At 68.1% G+C, this 19,458-nt stretch carries 21 protein-coding genes and 2 pseudogenes; 15 read left to right on the top strand and 8 right to left on the bottom strand.

The window, feature by feature from the left end:
* The first annotated feature begins 49 nt into the window (after positions 1-49).
* The 14 genes and pseudogenes from ubiE to RTK35_RS03890 all read left to right on the top strand — a co-directional run bounded on the left by ubiE (position 50) and on the right by RTK35_RS03890 (position 10,737).
* The gene (gene ubiE / locus RTK35_RS03945; RefSeq protein ID WP_044406675.1) at positions 50-820 is read left to right on the top strand and encodes a bifunctional demethylmenaquinone methyltransferase/2-methoxy-6-polyprenyl-1,4-benzoquinol methylase UbiE; all 771 of its coding nucleotides are present in this window, start codon (positions 50-52) and stop codon (positions 818-820) included.
* Positions 820-1,437 carry an SCP2 domain-containing protein gene (locus RTK35_RS03940; RefSeq protein WP_316907437.1) on the top strand — a complete coding sequence of 206 codons (618 nt, stop codon included), beginning with the start codon at positions 820-822 and terminating at the stop codon, positions 1,435-1,437. Before ubiE ends, RTK35_RS03940 begins: the two co-directional genes overlap by 1 nt.
* Positions 1,434-3,029 carry a ubiquinone biosynthesis regulatory protein kinase UbiB gene (gene ubiB / locus RTK35_RS03935; protein ID WP_044406669.1) on the top strand — a complete coding sequence of 532 codons (1,596 nt, stop codon included), beginning with the start codon at positions 1,434-1,436 and terminating at the stop codon, positions 3,027-3,029. Before RTK35_RS03940 ends, ubiB begins: the two co-directional genes overlap by 4 nt.
* Before the next feature lie 73 nt (positions 3,030-3,102).
* Entirely contained in the window at positions 3,103-3,504 is a 402-nt protein-coding gene (hisI, locus tag RTK35_RS03930; protein WP_316907436.1) for a phosphoribosyl-AMP cyclohydrolase, read from the top strand.
* The gene (locus RTK35_RS03925; RefSeq protein WP_044406663.1) at positions 3,497-3,832 is read left to right on the top strand and encodes a phosphoribosyl-ATP diphosphatase; all 336 of its coding nucleotides are present in this window, start codon (positions 3,497-3,499) and stop codon (positions 3,830-3,832) included. The genes hisI and RTK35_RS03925 overlap by 8 nt, the downstream gene beginning before the upstream one ends.
* A 24-nt stretch (positions 3,833-3,856) precedes the next feature.
* A complete protein-coding gene (locus tag RTK35_RS03920) occupies positions 3,857-4,120 on the top strand; it encodes a twin-arginine translocase TatA/TatE family subunit (RefSeq protein ID WP_044406660.1) in 264 nt (87 codons plus the stop codon).
* A gap of 6 nt (positions 4,121-4,126) precedes the next feature.
* Positions 4,127-4,621: a Sec-independent protein translocase protein TatB gene (tatB, locus tag RTK35_RS03915; RefSeq protein ID WP_182851215.1), complete on the top strand. Its 495-nt coding sequence runs from the start codon at positions 4,127-4,129 to the stop codon at positions 4,619-4,621.
* The gene (gene tatC, locus RTK35_RS03910) at positions 4,618-5,403 is read left to right on the top strand and encodes a twin-arginine translocase subunit TatC (protein ID WP_044408006.1); all 786 of its coding nucleotides are present in this window, start codon (positions 4,618-4,620) and stop codon (positions 5,401-5,403) included. Before tatB ends, tatC begins: the two co-directional genes overlap by 4 nt.
* The gene (locus RTK35_RS03905; RefSeq protein WP_107331891.1) at positions 5,400-6,107 is read left to right on the top strand and encodes a 16S rRNA (uracil(1498)-N(3))-methyltransferase; all 708 of its coding nucleotides are present in this window, start codon (positions 5,400-5,402) and stop codon (positions 6,105-6,107) included. The genes tatC and RTK35_RS03905 overlap by 4 nt, the downstream gene beginning before the upstream one ends.
* Before the next feature lie 86 nt (positions 6,108-6,193).
* A pseudogene (locus RTK35_RS30470) lies at positions 6,194-7,255 on the top strand (methyl-accepting chemotaxis protein); the annotation flags it as partial.
* Positions 7,250-8,113 carry a methyl-accepting chemotaxis protein gene (locus tag RTK35_RS30465; protein WP_371320947.1) on the top strand — a complete coding sequence of 288 codons (864 nt, stop codon included), beginning with the start codon at positions 7,250-7,252 and terminating at the stop codon, positions 8,111-8,113. The pseudogene RTK35_RS30470 and the gene RTK35_RS30465, both read left to right, overlap by 6 nt.
* A gap of 205 nt (positions 8,114-8,318) precedes the next feature.
* A pseudogene (locus RTK35_RS30460) lies at positions 8,319-9,404 on the top strand (methyl-accepting chemotaxis protein); the annotation flags it as partial.
* A complete protein-coding gene (locus tag RTK35_RS30455; RefSeq protein ID WP_409563821.1) occupies positions 9,396-10,259 on the top strand; it encodes a methyl-accepting chemotaxis protein in 864 nt (287 codons plus the stop codon). The pseudogene RTK35_RS30460 and the gene RTK35_RS30455, both read left to right, overlap by 9 nt.
* A gap of 55 nt (positions 10,260-10,314) precedes the next feature.
* The gene (locus tag RTK35_RS03890; protein ID WP_069562689.1) at positions 10,315-10,737 is read left to right on the top strand and encodes a UPF0158 family protein; all 423 of its coding nucleotides are present in this window, start codon (positions 10,315-10,317) and stop codon (positions 10,735-10,737) included.
* A gap of 377 nt (positions 10,738-11,114) precedes the next feature.
* On the opposite strand, the gene RTK35_RS03885 is transcribed toward RTK35_RS03890, so the two are convergent.
* From RTK35_RS03885 to pip, 5 genes are all read right to left on the bottom strand, one after another.
* Complete coding sequence (locus RTK35_RS03885) at positions 11,115-11,849, bottom strand: amino acid ABC transporter ATP-binding protein (protein ID WP_316907433.1); 735 nt, start codon at positions 11,847-11,849, stop codon at positions 11,115-11,117.
* A complete protein-coding gene (locus tag RTK35_RS03880) occupies positions 11,842-12,804 on the bottom strand; it encodes an amino acid ABC transporter permease (protein ID WP_074973645.1) in 963 nt (320 codons plus the stop codon). The genes RTK35_RS03885 and RTK35_RS03880 overlap by 8 nt, the downstream gene beginning before the upstream one ends.
* A 94-nt stretch (positions 12,805-12,898) precedes the next feature.
* On the bottom strand, positions 12,899-13,690 hold the full coding sequence (locus RTK35_RS03875; protein WP_044405490.1) for a transporter substrate-binding domain-containing protein: 792 nt from the start codon (positions 13,688-13,690) through the stop codon (positions 12,899-12,901).
* Between the two features lie 157 nt (positions 13,691-13,847).
* Positions 13,848-14,285 carry a D-aminoacyl-tRNA deacylase gene (dtd, locus tag RTK35_RS03870; protein ID WP_044405489.1) on the bottom strand — a complete coding sequence of 146 codons (438 nt, stop codon included), beginning with the start codon at positions 14,283-14,285 and terminating at the stop codon, positions 13,848-13,850.
* The gene (gene pip, locus RTK35_RS03865; RefSeq protein ID WP_044405487.1) at positions 14,285-15,259 is read right to left on the bottom strand and encodes a prolyl aminopeptidase; all 975 of its coding nucleotides are present in this window, start codon (positions 15,257-15,259) and stop codon (positions 14,285-14,287) included. The genes dtd and pip overlap by 1 nt, the downstream gene beginning before the upstream one ends.
* A 95-nt stretch (positions 15,260-15,354) precedes the next feature.
* Here pip and RTK35_RS03860 point away from each other — a divergent pair, with 95 nt between their 5' ends.
* A complete protein-coding gene (locus RTK35_RS03860) occupies positions 15,355-15,786 on the top strand; it encodes a hypothetical protein (protein WP_074973641.1) in 432 nt (143 codons plus the stop codon).
* Between the two features lie 167 nt (positions 15,787-15,953).
* On the opposite strand, the gene hutG is transcribed toward RTK35_RS03860, so the two are convergent.
* The 3 genes from hutG to RTK35_RS03845 all read right to left on the bottom strand — a co-directional run bounded on the left by hutG (position 15,954) and on the right by RTK35_RS03845 (position 19,440).
* Entirely contained in the window at positions 15,954-16,757 is an 804-nt protein-coding gene (gene hutG / locus RTK35_RS03855; RefSeq protein ID WP_316907432.1) for an N-formylglutamate deformylase, read from the bottom strand.
* Entirely contained in the window at positions 16,750-17,958 is a 1,209-nt protein-coding gene (gene hutI, locus RTK35_RS03850; protein ID WP_316907431.1) for an imidazolonepropionase, read from the bottom strand. The genes hutG and hutI overlap by 8 nt, the downstream gene beginning before the upstream one ends.
* A gap of 87 nt (positions 17,959-18,045) precedes the next feature.
* Positions 18,046-19,440: an amino acid permease gene (locus RTK35_RS03845; RefSeq protein ID WP_316907430.1), complete on the bottom strand. Its 1,395-nt coding sequence runs from the start codon at positions 19,438-19,440 to the stop codon at positions 18,046-18,048.
* Positions 19,441-19,458: the final 18 nt, after the last annotated feature.

The following is a 19,458-nucleotide window of genomic DNA, read 5'->3' as shown; positions in this document are numbered from 1 at the left end:
CAGGCCGACAAGCCTAGAATGGCCGCCAATTCTATTCCGGGGCAGCGACATGAACGAACCGCGCAAAGGCCACGACGCCGAACCCACCACCCACTTCGGCTACCAGAACGTGCCGGAGAGCCAGAAGGCCGCCAAGGTCGCCGAAGTGTTCCACTCGGTGGCCGCCAAGTACGACCTGATGAACGACCTGATGTCCGGCGGCGTCCACCGGCTGTGGAAGCGCTTCACCATCGAGCTGTCCGGCGTGCGCCCGGGCAACCGCGTGCTGGACATCGCCGGCGGCACCGGCGACCTCACCCGCCAGTTCTCCCGCCTGGTCGGCCCCACCGGTGAAGTGGTCCTCGCCGACATCAACGCCTCCATGCTCCAGGTCGGTCGCGACAAGCTGCTGGACAGCGGCGTCGCCGGCAACGTCAGCTTCGTCCAGGCCGATGCCGAGAAGCTGCCCTTCCCCGACAACCACTTCGACGTCGTCACCATCGCCTTCGGCCTGCGCAACGTCACCCACAAGGACGCCGCCCTGCGTTCCATGCTGCGCGTGCTCAAGCCCGGGGGCCGCCTGCTGGTGCTGGAGTTCTCCAAGCCCACCAGCAACCTGCTGAGCAAGGCCTACGACGCCTACTCCTTCACCCTGCTGCCGCTGATGGGCAAGCTGATCACCAACGACGCCGAGAGCTACCGCTACCTGGCCGAATCGATCCGCATGCACCCCGACCAGGAAACCCTCAAGGCCATGATGGTGGAAGCCGGGTTCGAGCGGACCACCTTCCACAACATGACCGGCGGCATCGTCGCCCTGCATCGCGGCATCAAGCCCTGATGCTCACCCAGGCCCTGCTGGCCGGCGCCGAACACGGCCTCAACCGGGTCCTGCGCCTCGACGCCACCGCCCTGCCCCGGCTGTCCCGCCTGGAAGGCAAGGTGATCCGCATCGACTGCCAGGCCCCCGCGCTGGAGCTCTACCTGCTGCCCGGCGGCGACGGCCTGGTCCTCGCCGCCCACTGGGCCGCACCGGCCGACTGCACCCTGCGCGCCCCCGCCGCGAGCCTGCTGCGCCTGGCCCTGAGCAAGGAGAAGACCGCCGTCCTGCACCGCCCCGAGGTGGAACTGGAAGGCGACAGCGCCGCGCTCATGGAACTGGCCGCGGTGCTGCAGGACCTGGAGCTGGACTGGGAATACGAAGTCTCCCGCTGGCTCGGCCCGGTGGGCACCCAACTGCTCGCCGGCCACCTGCGCAGCCGCGCCGGCTGGGCCGGGCAGAGCCTGGACAGCCTGCACCAGAACCTCGCCGACTACCTCGCCGAGGAATCCCGCACCCTGGTGGGCCAGCGTGAAGCGGAAGCCCGCTTCGCCGAACTGGACCGTCTCAAGATCGATCTCGACCGTCTCGAAGCCCGCATCGGTCGCCTGACCCGGAAAAGTCCCCCAGACGCATGAAGCTGCTCGCCGTCCGCCGCCTGTTGCGCATCCAGAGCGTGGTCATCCGCTACCGCCTCGACGACCTGATATTCGACCTCCCGCTGCCCTGGTGGCTGCGCATGCTCGGCTGCCTGCTGCCCTGGCGCTGGTTCCCCCGGCGCGACCTGCAGCTGACCCGTGGCGAGCGCCTGCGCCTGGCCCTCGAAGGCCTCGGGCCGATCTTCATCAAGTTCGGCCAACTGCTCTCCACCCGCCGTGACCTGCTGCCGCCGGACATCGCCGATGAGCTGGCACGCCTGCAGGACCAGGTCCCCCCCTTCGACCCCGAGCAGGCCGTGCGCCTGATCGAAGAGCAGCTCGGCGCCCGCATCAGCGACGTCTTCACCCGTTTCGACGTCGCCCCGCTGGCCTCCGCCTCCGTGGCCCAGGTCCACGCCGCACGCCTGAAGAGCGGCGAAGACGTGGTGGTCAAGGTGGTGCGCCCGGGCCTCAAGCCGGTGATCCGCCAAGACCTCGCCTGGCTGTTCCTCATCGCCCGCCTGGCCGAGCGCCTCTCCAGCGACGCCCGCCGCCTGCGCCCGGTGGAAGTGGTCAGCGACTACGAGAAGACCATCTACGACGAGCTCGACCTGCTGCGCGAGGCGGCCAACGCCAGCCAGCTGCGGCGCAACTTCGAAGGCTCGCCGCTGCTCTACGTGCCCCAGGTCTACTGGGACTGGTGTCGCCCCAAGGTGCTGGTGATGGAGCGCATCTACGGCGTCCCGGTCACCGACCTGGCCACCCTCGCCGACCAGCGCACCGACCTCAAGCTGCTGGCCGAACGCGGCGTGGAGATCTTCTTCACCCAGGTGTTCCGCGACAGCTTCTTCCACGCCGACATGCACCCCGGCAACATCTTCGTCAGCACCCGCCAGCCCTGGAACCCGCAGTACATCGCCATCGACTGCGGCATCATCGGCAGCCTCACCCCCGAGGACCAGGACTACCTCGCGCGCAACCTCATCGCCTTCTTCAAGCGTGACTACCGCCGCGTCGCCCAGCTGCACATCGACTCCGGCTGGGTCCCGGCGGAAACCCGGGTGAACGACTTCGAAGCGGCCATCCGCACCGTCTGCGAACCCATCTTCGAAAAGCCGCTGAAGGACATCTCCTTCGGCCAGCTGCTGCTGCGCCTGTTCCAGACCGCACGCCGCTTCAACATGGAAGTGCAGCCGCAACTGGTGCTGCTGCAGAAGACCCTGCTCAACATCGAAGGCCTCGGCCGCCAGCTCTACCCCGACCTCGACCTCTGGAGCACCGCCCAGCCCTACCTGGAACGCTGGATGCGCGAGCGCGTCAGCCCCAAGAGCCTGCTGTCCAACCTGCAGGCCCAGGTCGAGCAGGTGCCGCACCTGGCCGGCATGACCCGCGACCTGCTGGAGCGCATGAGCCAACCCCACGCCAGCGACCCGCCACCGCCCTGGCGCCGTGCCAGCGACGGCCTCGCCCCGCGCCTGATCGGCGCCGCCCTGCTGGTGGGCGCGGCCAGTACCGGCCTGGAGCAGCACCTCGCCGCCTGGCCGGCCTGGCTGATGCTGGCCAGTGGTCTGTATCTCGTACTTCGCCGATAGCCAAGGCCGCGCCAGCGCTGGCACACTACTGCCCCCGGCCGGGCCCGCACCCGGCCTGCTCGTGGAAACCGACATGAACGACTGGCTGGAAGACATCCACTGGAACGCCGACGGCCTGGTCCCGGCCATTGCCCAGGACCACAAGACCGGACGCATCCTGATGATGGCCTGGATGAACCGCGAATCCCTGGCCCTGACCGTGGCCGAGAACCTTGCCATCTACTGGTCACGCTCGCGCGGCAAACTCTGGCGCAAGGGTGAGGAATCCGGCCATGTGCAGAAGCTCCACGAGTTGCGCCTGGACTGCGACGCCGACGTGATCGTGCTGATGGTCGAGCAGATCGGCGGCATCGCCTGCCACACCGGCCGCGAAAGCTGCTTCTACCGCGTCTACGAGAACGGCGGCTGGAAGACCGTCGACGCGGTCATCAAGGACCCCGACGCGATCTACCACGCAGGACATGCACATGAGTGACACCCTTTCCCGCCTCGCCGAGGTGCTCGAAGCCCGCAAGAACGCGCCGGCCGACTCCTCCTACGTGGCCAGCCTGTACCACAAGGGGCTGAACAAGATCCTCGAGAAGGTGGGCGAGGAATCGGTTGAAACCATCCTGGCCGCCAAGGATGCCGCCACCAGCGGCGACTGCAGCGACCTGATCTACGAAACCGCCGACCTCTGGTTCCACAGCCTGGTCATGCTCGCCGCCCTCGGCCAGCATCCCCAGGCCGTACTGGACGAACTGGAGCGTCGCTTCGGCCTGTCCGGGCACGCTGAAAAAGCCGCCCGCCAGCCTTCCGCCTAACGAATCGATACGCAGGAGCAAACCATGGGTATTTTCGACTGGAAACACTGGGTGGTCATTCTGATCGTCGTCGTCCTGGTCTTCGGCACCAAGCGCCTGAAGAACCTCGGCTCCGACGTCGGCGAAGCCATCAAGGGCTTCCGCAAGGCCATGAACACCGAAGACGAACAGAAGGCCGAGCAGCCCCAGCAGCCCGCCGCCCAGCCGACTGCCGCCCCGCTGAACCAGCCGCACACCATCGACGGCCAGGCGCACAAGGTCGAAGAGCCGACTGTGCGCAAGGACTGATGCGCCATGTTCGGCATCAGCTTTGGTGAATTGCTGCTGATCGGCCTCGTGGCCCTGCTGGTGCTCGGCCCCGAGCGCCTGCCGGGTGCTGCACGTACGGCAGGCCTGTGGATCGGCCGCCTGAAGCGCAGCTTCAACGCCATCAAGCAGGAAGTGGAGCGCGAGATCGGCGCCGACGAGATCCGTCGCCAACTGCACAACGAGCAGATCATGGCGATGGAGCGGCAGATCAAGGAAAGCATCGTGCCGCCCAGCCTGGAGAACCTGCTGGCCGACCCGGCGCAGCGTGACGAAGCCGCCGAGGCCTCGCCCACCCCGGCCGCCCCGCAGCCAGTACCGGCTCCCGTCGCGGCAGCCAGCGCTCCACCGTCGCCTGCTGGCCAGCCCGTGCCCGGCACGACACCCGCCGCATCCGGCGCCACGGTCGCCACCCCGCTGGCGACCCCGCCGGCTGCCACGCCCCCCTCCGCCGAACCGCCACAGCCGCCCCGCCCCCTATGAGCGACCAGAAGCCGGAATACGACCAGGAAATGCCCCTGGTCTCGCACCTCGCCGAACTGCGTACCCGCCTGCTGCGTTGCGTCGCGGCGGTGTTCCTGATCTTCGCCGGGCTGTTCTACTTCGCCCAGAAGATCTACACCCTCGTCTCCGCACCGCTGCGCCAGTACCTGCCAGAAGGCGCGACGATGATCGCCACCGACGTGGCCTCGCCCTTCCTCACCCCGTTCAAGCTGACCATGGTGGTGGCGCTGTTCCTCGCCATGCCGGTGATCCTGCACCAGGTCTGGGGCTTCATCGCCCCCGGCCTGTACAAGCACGAGAAGCGCGTAGCCATGCCCTTGCTGGTGTCCAGCATCGTGCTGTTCTACTCCGGGATGGCCTTCGCCTACTTCCTGGTGTTCCCGCTGATCTTCCACTTCTTCGCCAGCGTCACCCCCGAAGGCGTGGCGATGATGACGGACATCGCCAGCTACCTCGACTTTGTCATGACGCTGTTCTTCGCCTTCGGCGTCGCCTTCGAGATCCCCGTCGCCGTGGTGCTGCTGATCTGGATCGGCGTGGTCGACGTGGCCTACCTGAAGAAGATCCGCCCGTACGTGATCATCGGCTGCTTCGTGGTCGGCATGATCCTCACCCCGCCGGACATCTTCTCCCAGACCCTCCTGGCCGTGCCCATGTGGCTGCTGTTCGAGGTCGGCGTGTTCTGCGGCGGCCTGGTGCGCCGGCGCAACGACACGCCGGAAAGCGAGCCCGAAGACCAGCCGCCCGCCACCCGCCCGTGAACCTCCTGCTGCTGGAAGAGGGCGATTTCGTCGCCCCCGGCCACGCCCTCCTGCGTGGCCGCCGCCTCAAGCACCTGCATGACGTGCACCGCGCCGAAGCCGGTGACAGCCTGCGGGTCGGCCTGCTCGGCGGCGCCATGGGCGAAGGCCGGCTGACCGCCCTGGAGGCCGACCGCGCCGAACTGCAGGTGAGCCTCGACCAGCCGCCGCCGGCCAAGCTGCCGCTGACCCTGCTGCTGGCCCTGCCACGCCCGAAGATGCTCCGCCGCGTGCTGCAGACCGTCGCCACAATGGGCGTCCCGCGCCTGGTACTGCTCAACAGCTACCGGGTCGAGAAGAGCTTCTGGCAGACCCCCTTCCTCGAGCCCGCCGCCATCCGCGAGCAGCTGATCCTCGGCCTGGAACAGGGCCGCGACACGGTGCTCCCCGAGGTGGTGATCGAGAAACGCTTCAAGCCCTTCGTCGAAGACCGCCTGCCCGCCCTCGCCGCCGGCACCCGTGCCCTGGTCGGCCACCCCGGCCCCTGGCCGGAATGCCCCCGTGCCGTGGAAGGCCCCGTCACCCTCGCCATCGGCCCCGAAGGCGGCTGGATCCCCTACGAAGTCGAGAAGCTGCAAGCCACCGGATTCGAAGCGGTGCAACTGGGCGAACGTATCCTGCGGGTCGAGACGGCGGTCACCGCCCTGCTCGCCCGCCTGTTCTGACAGGCGCCCCATCAAGCGCCCCGGCACTCCGCCGATAACCTCCCACCTCCCTCAACCTCTCTGCCGCGTTCGCCAGGAGAAGAAGCATGTCACGCTGGTTCGGTAACCTCAGTGTCAGCCTCAAGCTCGCCATCGGCTTCGGCCTCGTCCTGCTGCTCACCCTGCTCATCACCCTCACCGGCTGGCTCGCCATCGACGAGACCCTGGATCGAGGCCAAAAACTCCAGGACTCGGCCAACCTCAGCGAGCTGGCCAAGGACCTGCAGATCAGCCAGCAGGCCTACCAGCTCAAGCAGGACGCCAACAACGCCGAGCGTGTACGCGCGCGCGTGCAGGCCATCGACGACCACACCCGCACCCTCGAACAGCACTTCACCGACGCCCGCGACCGCGAGCACATGGAGCAGGCCCGCCAGGCGACCCAGGCCTACCAGGCCGCCTTCACCGAGCTCGGCAAGGCCTACCAGACCCGCGAGGGCGCGCGCAGCCAACTGGGCACCAGCGCCGACGCCGCCATGGCCTCCATCGGCAACCTCATTGAGCGCGTCCTCGCCGACATCACCCTCGACGATGCCGGCCGCCTCACCCAGTTCCACGAACTGGCCGACCTGCGCCTCTCGGTAATGCAGGCCCGCTTCCAGGTCCGTGGCTACACCTTCAGCAACGACCCCAGCTTCCAGGACGCCGCCCTGCAAGCCGTGGACGCCGCCCTCGGCAACCAGGCCAAGCTGGCCGCCACCCTGGGCAACGACGACACCGACCTGGCCCGCGTTGGCAGCAACCTCAAGACCTACCGCGACGCCATCAGCGCCTATCGCCGTGCCAACGACAGCGCCCAGGCCCAGTTCGACGCCATGGGCCAGCAGGGCCAGCGCCTGCTGGAGATCAGCGCGCGCCTGTACACCCAGCAGAACGCCAAGCTCGAAGCCGAGACCCGCCAGACCCACGTCATGCTGCTGGTGGCCTCGATCATCGCCCTGGTGCTCGGCCTGTTCGCCGCCCTGCTCATCACCCGGCAAATTACCCAGCCCCTGCGCGACACCCTCGACGCCGCCGAGCGCATCGCCGCCGGCGACCTCAGCCGCGACCTGGTGGTGCAACGCAGCGACGAACTCGGCCAGTTGCAGGGCAGCATCCAGCGCATGAACGCCAGCCTGCGCGACCTGATCGGCCGCATCCGCGACAGCGTCACCCAGCTCGCCAGTGCCGCCGAAGAACTGTCCGCCATCACCACCCAGACCAGCGCCGGCGTGAACGCCCAGAAGGTCGAGACCGACCAGGTCGCCACCGCCATGAACGAGATGGCCGCCACCGTCCACGAGGTCGCCCGCAACGCCGAAGACGCCTCCCAGTCCGCCAGCGCCGCCGACCGCCAGGCCCGCGAAGGCGAGACGGCCGTCAACGACGCCGTGCAGCAGATGGATCGCCTGGCCGACGAGGTCACTCGCTCAAGCGATGCCGTCACCCACCTCAAGCAGGAGAGCGAGCGCATCGGCAGCGTGCTGGACGTGATCAAGACCGTGGCCGACCAGACCAACCTGCTGGCCCTCAACGCCGCCATCGAAGCCGCTCGTGCCGGTGAAGCCGGTCGCGGCTTCGCCGTGGTCGCCGACGAAGTGCGCGGCCTGGCCCAGCGCACCCAGCAATCCACCCAGGAGATCGAAGCGCTGATCGCCGGCCTGCAGAGCGGTGCCCAACGCGCCGCCAGCCTGATGGAAACCAGCCGCGAGCTGACCGACAGCACCGTCGAGCTGACCCGCCGCGCCGGCCGCCGCCTGGGCGCCATCGCCGAATCGGTGTCCACCATCCAGGCCATGAACCAGCAGATCGCCGCCGCCGCCGAGCAGCAGGGCGCCGTGGCCGAAGAGATCAACCGCAGCGTGGTCAGCGTGCGCGACATCTCCGAGCAGACCGCCTCCGCCAGCCACCAGACCGCCACCTCCAGCGTCGAACTGGCGCGCCTGGGCGGCAGCCTGCAGGACTTGGTCAGCCGCTTCCGCGTCTGATAGCAGGCCGCCCGGGCCGGCCATCAGACGAAATATCAAACTGCCACCATGTTCTTGCCGGCGCCCCGGGGCGCCGGCTACTCTCCCGCCCCCGCGTCACAGGCCGCCGTCTCGGCAGCGCCTTTCCCAATAACTCCAACAGACGCCTCACCCGCCACGGCGATGCCCCGCGCACCGCCGGGCTTACGCATTCCCGGGAGAAACCATGTACCACTGGTGCACACAACGGCTCGCCGACCTGCGGGTCGGCCGCAAACTTGCCTTCGGCTTCGGCCTCGTCCTGCTCCTCACCCTGGCGGTGATGTTCACCGGCATCCGCGGCATCGACCGCATGATCGACAGCAGCGACCAGATGGTCACCGTCAGCGAGCTGGAAAACACCATCAAGGACGCCCGCGCCCAGCGCCTGCAGTTCGTCAGCACCGGCGACCTGCAGCACGCCCGCAACATCGAACAGCTGATCGACGCCATGCTCGCCATCAGCGACCGCCTGGAGGCCGACGCCCACACCGCCCAAGGCCGGACCCGACTGGAGCAACTGCGCAGCGAGATCAACGCCTACCGCCAGTCCCTCGCCGCCCTGATCCGCGCCCAGGACGACCGCAACGCCGCCCGTGCCGTGCTGATCAAGTCCGCCGAAGCCGTACTCGCCCAGTTCGCCGAACTGCAGAAGCGGCGCTTCGACGACCTCGCCCGCGACCCGACCAACCCTGCACTACTGGACGAAACCCGCACCATCACCGGGCTCAACCAGCAGTTGCTGTCCATCCGCTACCTGGTGCGCGGCTTCGTCTTCCAGCAGACCCCGGAATCCGAGCAACCGGCCCAGGCCGCCCTGGCGCAGTTGCAGCGCGACCTCGACGCACTCAAGCAGCAGGCCACCGGCGATTTCGCCGACTACCTGGCCCGCGCCCGCCCCTCCTTCGATGCCTACCTCAGCGCCGTGCGCCAGTTCGGCCAGGGCGTCGAGGCCAGCCGCGCCGCCATCGACACCATGGGCAAGCACGCGGAGACCATGCGCGACCAGGGCAACCGGATCTACGAACTGCAGGTGAAGGCCCGCAGCAGCGACGCCACCAGCGCCCGCAGCCAACTGCTCATTAGCACCCTGTTGGCCATCAGCCTCGCCGTGTTCGCCGCCTGGTCCATCAGCCGGCAGATCCTCGCCCCGCTGCGCCAGGCGCTGGCCTTCGCCTCGCGCATCGCCGACGGTGACCTGCGCGCCGAACTGCAGGCCGATCGCCAGGACGAACTGGGCCAGCTGCAGCGCGCCCTGCAGGCCATGGCCGGCAACCTGCGCCAGCTGATCGGGCGCATCGGCGACGGCGTCACCCAGATCGCCAGCGCCGCCGAAGAACTCTCCGCCGTCACCGAACAGACCAGCGCCGGCGTGAACGCGCAGAAGGTCGAGACCGACCAGGTCGCCACCGCCATGAACGAAATGGCCGCCACCGTCCACGACGTGGCGCGCAACGCCGAGCAGGCCTCCGAAGCCGCCGCCTCCGCCGACCGCGAGGCCGCCCAGGGCGACCGCCTGGTGCGCCAGGCCCTCGGCCAGGTGGACCGCCTCGCTGCCGAAGTGGGCCGCTCCACCGAGTCCGTGCAGCAGCTGCGCCGGGAAAGCGACAAGATCGGCAGCGTGCTGGACGTGATCAAGACCGTCGCCGACCAGACCAACCTGCTGGCCCTCAACGCCGCCATCGAAGCCGCCCGTGCCGGCGAGGCCGGGCGCGGCTTCGCCGTGGTGGCCGACGAAGTGCGCGGCCTGGCCCAGCGCACCCAGCAGTCCACCGAGGAAATCCAGGAGCTGATCGCCGGCCTGCAGAACGGCAGCCAGCAGGCCGCCGGCATGATGGAAAGCAGCCTGGAGCTGACCGAAGACACCCTGCGCCTGGCCCGCGAGGCCGGCGACTCGCTGACCTCCATCACCGGCGCCGTCTCGGCCATCCAGTCGATGAACCAGCAGATCGCCGCCGCCGCCGAGCAGCAGAGCGCCGTGGCCGAAGAGATCAACCGCAGCGTCCTCAACGTGCGCGACATCTCCGAGCAGACCGCCGCCGCCAGCGACCAGACCGCCGCATCCAGCGTGGAGCTGGCGCGCCTGGGCAACGAACTGCAACAGATGGTCGGGCGCTTCCGGGTCTGACACTGCCCGCCGGAGGGCGTAGGATCGGGCCTTCCCCCTTGCCGAGGCCCGAGCCATGCGCCCCCTGACCATCGACCTCGACCAACTGGCCTTCGCCCTCTCCACCGAGGGCCTGGACCACTACCTGGACCTGCTCACCGGCAAGGTCCTGCTGATCCCCGAAGAGGATGCCGATCCCCAGCTGGAAACCCTCCTGCGCGAAGAGCCGGAGCGCTTCCTGCTGGTGGAACCCCTCACCCACGGAGACGAGCTGCGGCTGATGGAGGAATTCCTCCACGAAGTCGTCCACCCCCACGCCTACACCGCCCTGCAACAGGCCCTGGCCGGCCGCAAACCGGCCCGTGCCTTCCGCCACGTGCTGATGGAATACCCGGTGCTGCTGGAAGCCTGGCACCACTTCGAAGCGGCCCGTCTGAGAGAGCTGGCGCAGGACTGGCTGGAGGACAACGAATTGCAGGCGGCGGCGCCTTTGCATTAACGACTTCGAACCCAGCGCGATGCGCAACTGAATGCTCTGCCTGGCGTCTGTGGTGGGGCGGGGACAGCGCCCCTTCAGAAGGCCAAGCGCAGTCGTTGCGCAGGGGGACGAGCGGCATGGATGCCGCGAGAGGCGCGCCAGGCCAGGGATGGCCCATCGCGCCGGCCCCCGGAGCAGCGACGGAGCGAGGGGAGTCCCGCGAAGCGGGACCCGGATGGCGGGGCAAGCCTTTTTGGTTTCTTTTGGGGCGACTGCCAAAAGAAACTCGCCTGGGAAGGCGGAACAAGAAGGCTCAGCAAAACTCGGTAATCAGCTGGACTAGAGGCCTGCATCTCCACCAACAGAAAAAGGGCCGCATCGCGGCCCTTTCCATTCCCTTACAGCACCTGCCTGAGGAACGCCTGCGCACGCGGGTCCCGGGGCTGATCGAAGAACTGCGCCGGCGGCGCATCCTCCAGCAACTTGCCATGGTCGAAGAACAACACCCGGTCGGCCACCTCGCGGGCGAAGCCCATCTCGTGGGTGACGCAGACCATGGTCATGCCCTCCTGGGCCAGTTGCTTCATCACGTCCAGCACCTCGCCGACCATCTCCGGGTCCAGCGCCGAGGTGGGCTCGTCGAACAGCATCACCTTCGGCTCCATGCACAGCGCCCGGGCAATGGCCACGCGCTGCTGCTGGCCGCCGGACAGGCGCGAGGGGTACTCGCCGGCCTTCTGGGCGATGCCCACCTTGGCCAGCAGCGCCCGGGCCTTCTCCTCGCGCTCGGCCTTGCCGCGCTTGCGCACCACCTTCTGCGCCAGGCACAGGTTCTCCAGCACGGTCATGTGCGGGAACAGGTTGAAGTGCTGGAACACCATGCCGACTTCGCGGCGGTAGGCATTCACATCGGTCTTCGGGTTGGCCAGGTCGACGCCGTCGATGCTCACCGAGCCCGCGTCCAGTTCCTCCAGGCCGTTGAGGCAGCGCAGGAAGGTGGACTTGCCGGAGCCGGAGGGGCCGATCACCACCACCACCTCGCCGCGCTTGACCGAGGTGGTCACGTCGTCGACGGCGCGCACTTGCTGGCCACGGGCGTCGAAGACTTTCATCAGGTTGCGGACTTCAATCACTTTTCCCGAGCCTCCGCTCCAGTCGGTTGGCGATCTGCGACAGCGGCAGGTTGATGACCAGGTACAACGCGGCGACGCAGAACCAGATCTCAAAGGTGGAGAACGAGGTGGTGATCGCCTCGCGGCCGCTCTTGGTCAGCTCGGTGATGGCGATCACCGACACCAGCGAAGTGTCCTTCACCAGGCTGATGAACTGCCCGGCCAGTGGCGGCAGCACGCGCTTGAACGCCTGGGGCAGGATCACGTAGCGCATCGACTGGCCTCCGGTGAGGCCGAGGGAACGCGCGGCCTCGTTCTGCCCACGGGCGATGGACTGCACGCCGGCGCGGACGATCTCGCCCACGTAGGCCCCGGTGAACAGCGCCAGGGCGGCGACGCCGGCGAACTCCCGGGAGAGGTCCAGCACGGTGCCGATGAAGAAGTAGAAGATGAAGATCTGCACCAGCAGCGGGGTGCCCCGCACCAGCTCGACGTACACGGTGGAGAGGTCACGCAGGGTGGGGTTCTGCGACAGCCGGCAGAGCCCGGTGAAGAGGCCGATCACCAGCCCCAGCGCGCCCGAGAGCACGGATATCCACAGGGTGGTCCATAGGCCCCAGAGCAGCGGGCCGGCCGCCCAGTGTCGGGTCACGCCGACCACGTCGCCTTCGGAGAGGTCGTCGCCCTGGCTGACCTGCAGGCTGTCCTTGGCCACCTGCAGCTGTTGCTCCTCGCCGCCCTCGGTGACCAGGGTCACCCGGGCGTTGGCGCCTTCCTCGGCAATGGCCTCGACCCGCGCGTAGTCGGCCGCGCGCTGGGCCTCTTCGGCCTGGTAGGCGAAATACTGCGGCACCCGGTTCCAGCGCCACTCGTAGGAGATCAGGGAGGTGGAGTACCAGAGGCCGTAGGCGACCACCAGCAGGATCAGGCCCGTCAGCAGGTGCCAGGGCCAGGTACGGCGGTGTTTTCTAGTCACGATGGGTCTCGCTCATGGCGATGCCTGGGGGGCGAAAAAGACAGGTCCGGCCTCGTGGGCCGGACCTGTCGCGTGCAGCGGGGAGCGCGTCCCGTTATTCCATGTCCTTCAGCCAGGCGGTGTTCTTGAACCACTTGGCATGGATGCGCTCGTAGGTGCCGTCCTTCTGGATCTGGTGCAGCCAGTTGTTGATCCAGTTGATGCTGTCGTAGTCACCCTTCTTCAGGCCGAAGGCCAGGGGCTCGTAGGTGAAGGGCTCTTCCAGGTACACCAGCTTGCCGGCGCCGGCCTTGTTCACCGCAACCACGTTGTAGGGGGCATCGTAGATGAAGGCATCGGCCTTGCCGTTGACCACGTCCATCACCGCTTCCTGCTCGTTGTCGAAGCCGTGGTACTGGGCCTTGGCGATCAGCTTCTTGGCGACCATCTCGCCGGTGGTGCCGATCTTGGAGGTGATGCGGTACTGGCCGTCGTTGAGGTCCTTGTAGGACTTGATCTTGCCTTCCAGGTCCTTGCGGATCAGCAGGGTCTGGCCGACCACGATGAAGGGCTCGGAGAAGTTGATGCGCAGGTTGCGCTCCTGGGTCAGGGTCATGCCGGAGCCGATCATGTCGAACTTGTCGGTCAGCAGGGCCGGGATGATGCCGTCGTAGCTGGTGGACACCAGCTCCAGCTTCACGCCCATGGCCTTGGACATGGCCTTGAGCAGGTCCACTTCGAAGCCGATGATTTCGCCGCGCTTGTTGGTCATTTCGAAGGGCATGTAGGTCGGGTCCATGCCGACCCGCAGGGTGCCGCGCTTGACCGCGTCATCGACGACGCCGGCGTGGGCCAGGCCGGTGAAGGCGCAGGCGGAGAGCAACAGGGATGCGAGAAGCTTCTTCATTCTTACTCCTGACAGGGCAGATCGTTATTGTGTGAAGCGGCGCCCACGGACCCGACGGGCATGGCGCGAAATCCTAACCGCCCGGACCGTGGATGGCGAGTCAACCCGAAGCAACAAGCACGCCACTATCGGACAGGCGGCGCGGAGCGAAGCGGGCTCAGCTTTCCAGCAGGAAGGTGACCGGGCCGTCGTTGACCAGGTGCACCTGCATGTCGGCGCCGAAGCGCCCGGTGGCGACCTGGGCGTGCTGGGCACGGGCCCGCGCCACCAGGTAGTCGAACAGGCGCTCGCCCTGGGCCGGCGGCGCGGCGCTGGAGAAGCTCGGGCGCAGGCCGCTGCGGGTGTCGGCGGCCAGGGTGAACTGCGAGACCAGCAGCAGGCCGCCCTCCACGGCACCGAGGGACAGGTTCATCTTCCCTTCGGCATCGCTGAACACGCGGTAGTTGAGCAGCTTGTGCAGCAGCTTGTCGGCGCTGGCCTCGGTGTCCTGGGGCTCAACGCCCACCAGCACCAGCAGGCCGCGGTCGATGGCGCCGACGGTCTCTCCGGCGACATCCACCCGGGCGGCGGAGACCCGTTGCAGCAGCGCCTTCATCAGGCTTCCTCTTCCGGCGGCAGGTCCAGCAGGCGGCGTGCGATGCTGTCCGTGGCGCGCAGCAGGGCATCGGTGATGCCCGCTTCGGAGGCGGCGTGGCCGGCGTCGCGGACGATCTGCAGCTCGCTGTTGGGCCAGGCCTTGTGCAGCTCCCAGGCGTTCTCCAGGGGGCAGATGGCGTCATAGCGACCGTGCACGATCACCCCCGGCAGGTGGGCGATGCGCGGCATGTCGCGCAGCAGCTGGTTGGGTTCGAGGAAGGCGTTGTTGACGAAGTAGTGGCACTCGATGCGGGCGATGGACAGCGCGCGCATCGGCTCGCTGAAGCGCTCCACCACCGAGGCGCTGGGGCGCAGGGTGGCGGTGCGGCCTTCCCAGGTGGACCAGGCCTTGGCGGCGTGCATCTGGGCGATCTGGTCGGTGCCGATGAGGCGCTTGTAGAAGGCCTGGATCAGGTCGTCCTGCTCGTCCGCCGGGATCGGCGCCAGGTAGTCCTCCCAGTAGTCGGGGAACAGCCGGCTCGCGCCCTCCTGGTAGAACCACTTCAGCTCCTGGGGACGGCACAGGAAGATGCCCCGCAGGATCAGTGCCCGCACCCGGTCCGGGTGGGCCTGGGCGTAGGCCAGCGACAGGGTGGAACCCCAGGAGCCGCCGAACAGCACCCAACGGTCGATGCCCAGGTGCTCGCGGATGCGTTCGAGGTCGGCGACCAGGTCCCAGGTGGTGTTGTTCTCCAGGCTGGCGTGGGGGGTGGAGCGGCCACAGCCACGCTGGTCGAAGGTGACGATGCGGTACAGGGTCGGGTCGAAGAAGCGCCGGCTCAGGGCATCGCAGCCGGCACCCGGGCCGCCGTGGATGAACACCACCGGCAAGCCGTCGGGGGTGCCGCTCTCGTCGATGTAGAGCACATGCGGTTCGTCCACAGCCAGTTCGTGGCGGGCGTAGGGCTTAATTTCCGGATACAAAGTCAGCATGCTGGGCTCCGATTCTGTGCTCTAGGCCAATGCCCCACGGGACATCCGCCGCCTAATGTGCCCGGCATCATAAACGAGGGAAATGGAGTTCGAATATGTCAGCGAGGCTGTTCACCCTACCGATCGTACTGTTCCTGGCCCTGCTCGCCGGTTGCGGCCGCGAAGACCCGGCCGCCGAGCTGGAGGCAGCGGTCAAGGCCCTGCAGGCCAACCTGGAAGCGAAGGACACCGGCGCGGTGATGAAGCAGCTGCACCCGCAGTTCACCACCGCAGACGGCAACGACCGCGAATGGGCACGGCGCACCATGGCGCTGCTGTTCATGCGCCACAAGAACATCGCGATTATCGCCCTGAGCCAGGACAGCCGCCTCGACCCCACCTACCGCGAAAAGGGCCACACCGACGCCCGCGTCGCCCTCACCGGCGCCGAAGGCCTCATCCCCGACGCCGCCCGCCAATACGCCGTGAAGCTCGAATGGTGGCGCGACGACGGCGACTGGAAGCTCGCCCGCCTCAGTTGGGAGTGATCCCGGCCTGAGCATTCCCCCACGCCTGACAGCGTACCGGTGGGCTGAAGCGGAACGCCGCCCTGCCCACCCTACGCGCAGGCCCCGGCCAACAAGCCTGTAGGGGCGAATTCATTCGCCCAAGGGCCGCAACGCGGCCTCGGTCTCATGTACGTACCCGGTTTGGCTCAACGCCCATAGCGCTCCCGCCCCCAGGCGAGCATCGCCAGCAGCAGCTGGCGGATGACCTTGCGGGTGGGGACGGCGAGGTCTTCGCGGAAGGCGAAGGGCTCCTCTTCATTCATGTAGGTGCGCTGGGCCAGTTCCAGTTGCACGGCGTGGATGTGCTGGGCCGGCTGGCCGTAGTGGCGGGTGATGTGGCCGCCCTTGAAGCGGCCGTTGAGCACGTGGCTGTAGCCCTCGGCACGGGCGCAGACGCTGACCAGCGCATCGGCCAGGCCCGGGTCGCAGCTGGCGCCAGCGTGGGTGCCGAGGTTGAAATCCGGCAGGTGGCCGTCGAACAGGCGGGGAATGAAGGCGCGGATGGAGTGGGCGTCGAACAGCAGCGCATAGCCGAACTCGCGCTTCAGCCGCGCCAGCTCCTCGGCGATGCGCCCGTGGTAGGGCGTCCAGATGCGTTCCAGGTAGCCGGCGCGCTCTTCGGCGGACGGTGCCGCGCCTTCGCGGAACAGCGGCTGGCCGTCGAACATCACGTCGGGGAACAGGCCGGTGGTGGCGGTGGCGTAGAGCGGCGCGTCGTCCGCCGGGCGGTTGAGGTCGATGACGTAGCGCGAGTAGCGCGCCGCCAGGGTCGCGCCCCCCAGCTCGGCAGCGAAGTCGTAGAGCAGCGGGATATGCCAGTCGGTGTCGATCAGCGAGCGCGCGGCATCGCTCAGGCCGGCCTCCACCGCCGGGGTCAGGCGGGTGCCGGGGTGCGGCATGCTGATCAGCAGCGGCACGCGGCCGGGTGTGAAGTCGAGGACGTTATCCAAGGTCGATCTCCTGTCCGTGGCGCACCACCCGGTTGGGCAAGGTGCCGCCGAGCCAATAGGCCAGCTCCGCCGGGCGCTGGATGTCCCAGGCGACGAAGTCGGCGAGCTTGCCCGCTTCCAGGCTGCCGCAGCGCTCGGCCAGGCCCAGGGCGCGGGCGGCGTTGAGGGTGACGCCGGCCAGGGCCTCTTCCGGGGTCAGGCGGAACGCGGTGCAGGCCATGTTGAGCATCAGCCGCAGGGACAGCGCCGGCGAGGTGCCGGGGTTGAGGTCGCTGGCCACCGCCATGGTCACGCCATGGCGACGCAGGGCGTCGATGGGTGGCAGCTGGGTCTCGCGCAGCAGGTAGAAGGCACCCGGCAGCAGCACGGCGACGGTACCGGCATCGGCCATGGCGATGGCGTCGTCCTCGGTCATGTATTCCAGGTGGTCCGCCGACAGCGCGTCGTAGCGCGCCGCCAGGCTGGAACCATGCAGGGACGACAGCTGCTCGGCGTGCAGCTTCACTGGCAGCCCCAACCCGCGCGCGGCCTGGAACACCCGCTCGACCTGGGCCGGGGAGAAGGCCAGGTGCTCGCAGAAGGCGTCCACCGCATCCACCAGGCCCTCGGCGGCCAGTGCCGGCAGAATTTCGGTGCAGACCACCTCGATGTAGTCGTCGGCGCGGCCGGCGTATTCCGGCGGCAAGGCGTGGGCGGCGAGGCAGGTGGTCTTCACCGTCACCGGCAGCACCTCGCCCAGGCGCCGGGCGACCCGCAGCATCTTGCGCTCGCTGGCCAGGTCCAGCCCGTAGCCGGACTTCACCTCCAGGGTGGTGATGCCGTCGCGCAGCAGGTGCCGGGCGCGTGTCACCGCGCTGGCCAGCAGTTCGTCCTCGCTGGCCTCGCGGGTGGCACGCACGGTGCTGGCGATGCCACCGCCCCGGGCGGCGATCTCGGCGTAGCTGACGCCCTCCAGGCGCTGCTCGAACTCGGCGCTGCGGTCGCCGCCGAACACCAGGTGGGTGTGGCAGTCGATCAGCCCCGGGGTGACCCAGGCGCCACCGAGGTCGACCCGCCTGGCATCGCCGGTATCCGGGGCCTCGGCCAGCGGACCGACCCAGCGGATCAGCGCGCCTTCGGTGAGCAGCGCACCCTGCTCGATGATGGAATAGCGCCCGTCCCGCAGGGTGGCGATGTGGGCGTTGTGCCAGAACGTCTTCATGATCGTGGGCCCTTTGCATGGCTGGAATGGGCGAGGGTCATGGGTCCTCCATGGATGAGGCCGCCCGCATTGCGGGCGGCACGGGGTTCAAGGCAGTTCGGCGACCGGCTCGGGCTCGCGGCCCGACGGACGCACCCAGAGCCAGTAGGCGAGCACCAGCAGTGCAATCCACACCAGCCCCACCAGCAGCGCCATCTGGGTCTTCGGGAACCAGCCCAGCACGGCGAAGATGAACAGCATGAAGGCGATGGCCAGGACCGGTCCCACCGGCCAGAACGGCACCTTGAACGCCAATGCCTGCTGTTCGGCCGGGCTCATGCGCCGACGCATGGCCACCTGGGAAACGAGGATCATCAGCCAGACCCAGACGGTGGCGAAGGTGGCGATGGAGGCGATCAGCAGGAACACCCGCTCCGGGATTAGGTAGTTCAGCACCACGCCGATCAGCAGTGCGCCGGCCATCACCACCACGGTTAGCCAGGGCACGCCGTGGCGCGAGACCCGGGCAAAGCCGGACGGCGCCTGGTCTTGCAGCGCCAGGCCATAGAGCATGCGACCGGCGCCGAATACGTCGCTGTTGATGGCCGACACGGCGGCGGAGATCACCACCAGGTTGAGGATCATGGCGGCCGAGCCGATACCCAGCCCGTCGAAGATCTGCACGAAGGGGCTGCCCTGGGTGCCGATCTGCGGCCAGGGGAAGATCGCCATGAGCACGAACAGGGTCAGCACGTAGAACAGCAGGATGCGCACCGGCACCGCGTTCACCGCGCGGGGGATGACCTTCTGCGGGTCGCGGGCTTCGGCAGCGGTCACGCCGATGATCTCGATGCCGCCGAAGGCGAACACCACCACGGCCAGGGAGGCCACCAGGCCACCGAAACCATGGGGCATGAAACCGCCGTGCTGCCAGAGGTTCTCGAGACCGGTGCCGGCATGGCCGGTCTCCAGGCCGAAACCGTAGAGCATGATGCCGAAGCCGCCGAGGATCATGGCAACGATGGCCCCGACCTTGATCAGCGACAGCCAGAACTCCAGCTCACCGAAGACCTTCACCGTGCACAGGTTCAGCGCGCCGATGAAGCAGATGATCGACAGCACCCAGATCCAGCGGGGCACGTCGGGAAACCAGAACCCCATGTAGATGCCGAAGGCGGTCACGTCGGCGAGGCAGACGATCACCATTTCGAACGCATAGGTCCAGCCGGTGATGAACCCGGCCAGCGGACCGATGTAGGTGCTGGCGTATTCGGCGAAGGCGCCGGGCGTGGGGTTGCGCACGGCCATTTCACCGAGAGCGCGCATCACCATGTACACCGCGACACCGGCCACCAGGTAGGCCAGCAGCACGGAAGGGCCGGCCATCTGGATGGCCGAGGCGGAGCCGTAGAACAGGCCGGTGCCGATGGCCGAGCCCAGGGCGATGAAGCGGATGTGGCGGGCGCTCAGGCCTCGCTGGAGGGAAGAGTGTGACGTGGTCATTCCATTGCTCTCCTGATT

Source organism: Pseudomonas sp. zfem003 (assembly GCF_032621675.1).
In the GTDB taxonomy this organism is placed as follows: domain Bacteria; phylum Pseudomonadota; class Gammaproteobacteria; order Pseudomonadales; family Pseudomonadaceae; genus Metapseudomonas; species Metapseudomonas otitidis.
This window is presented reverse-complemented; position numbering and strand designations above follow the sequence as displayed.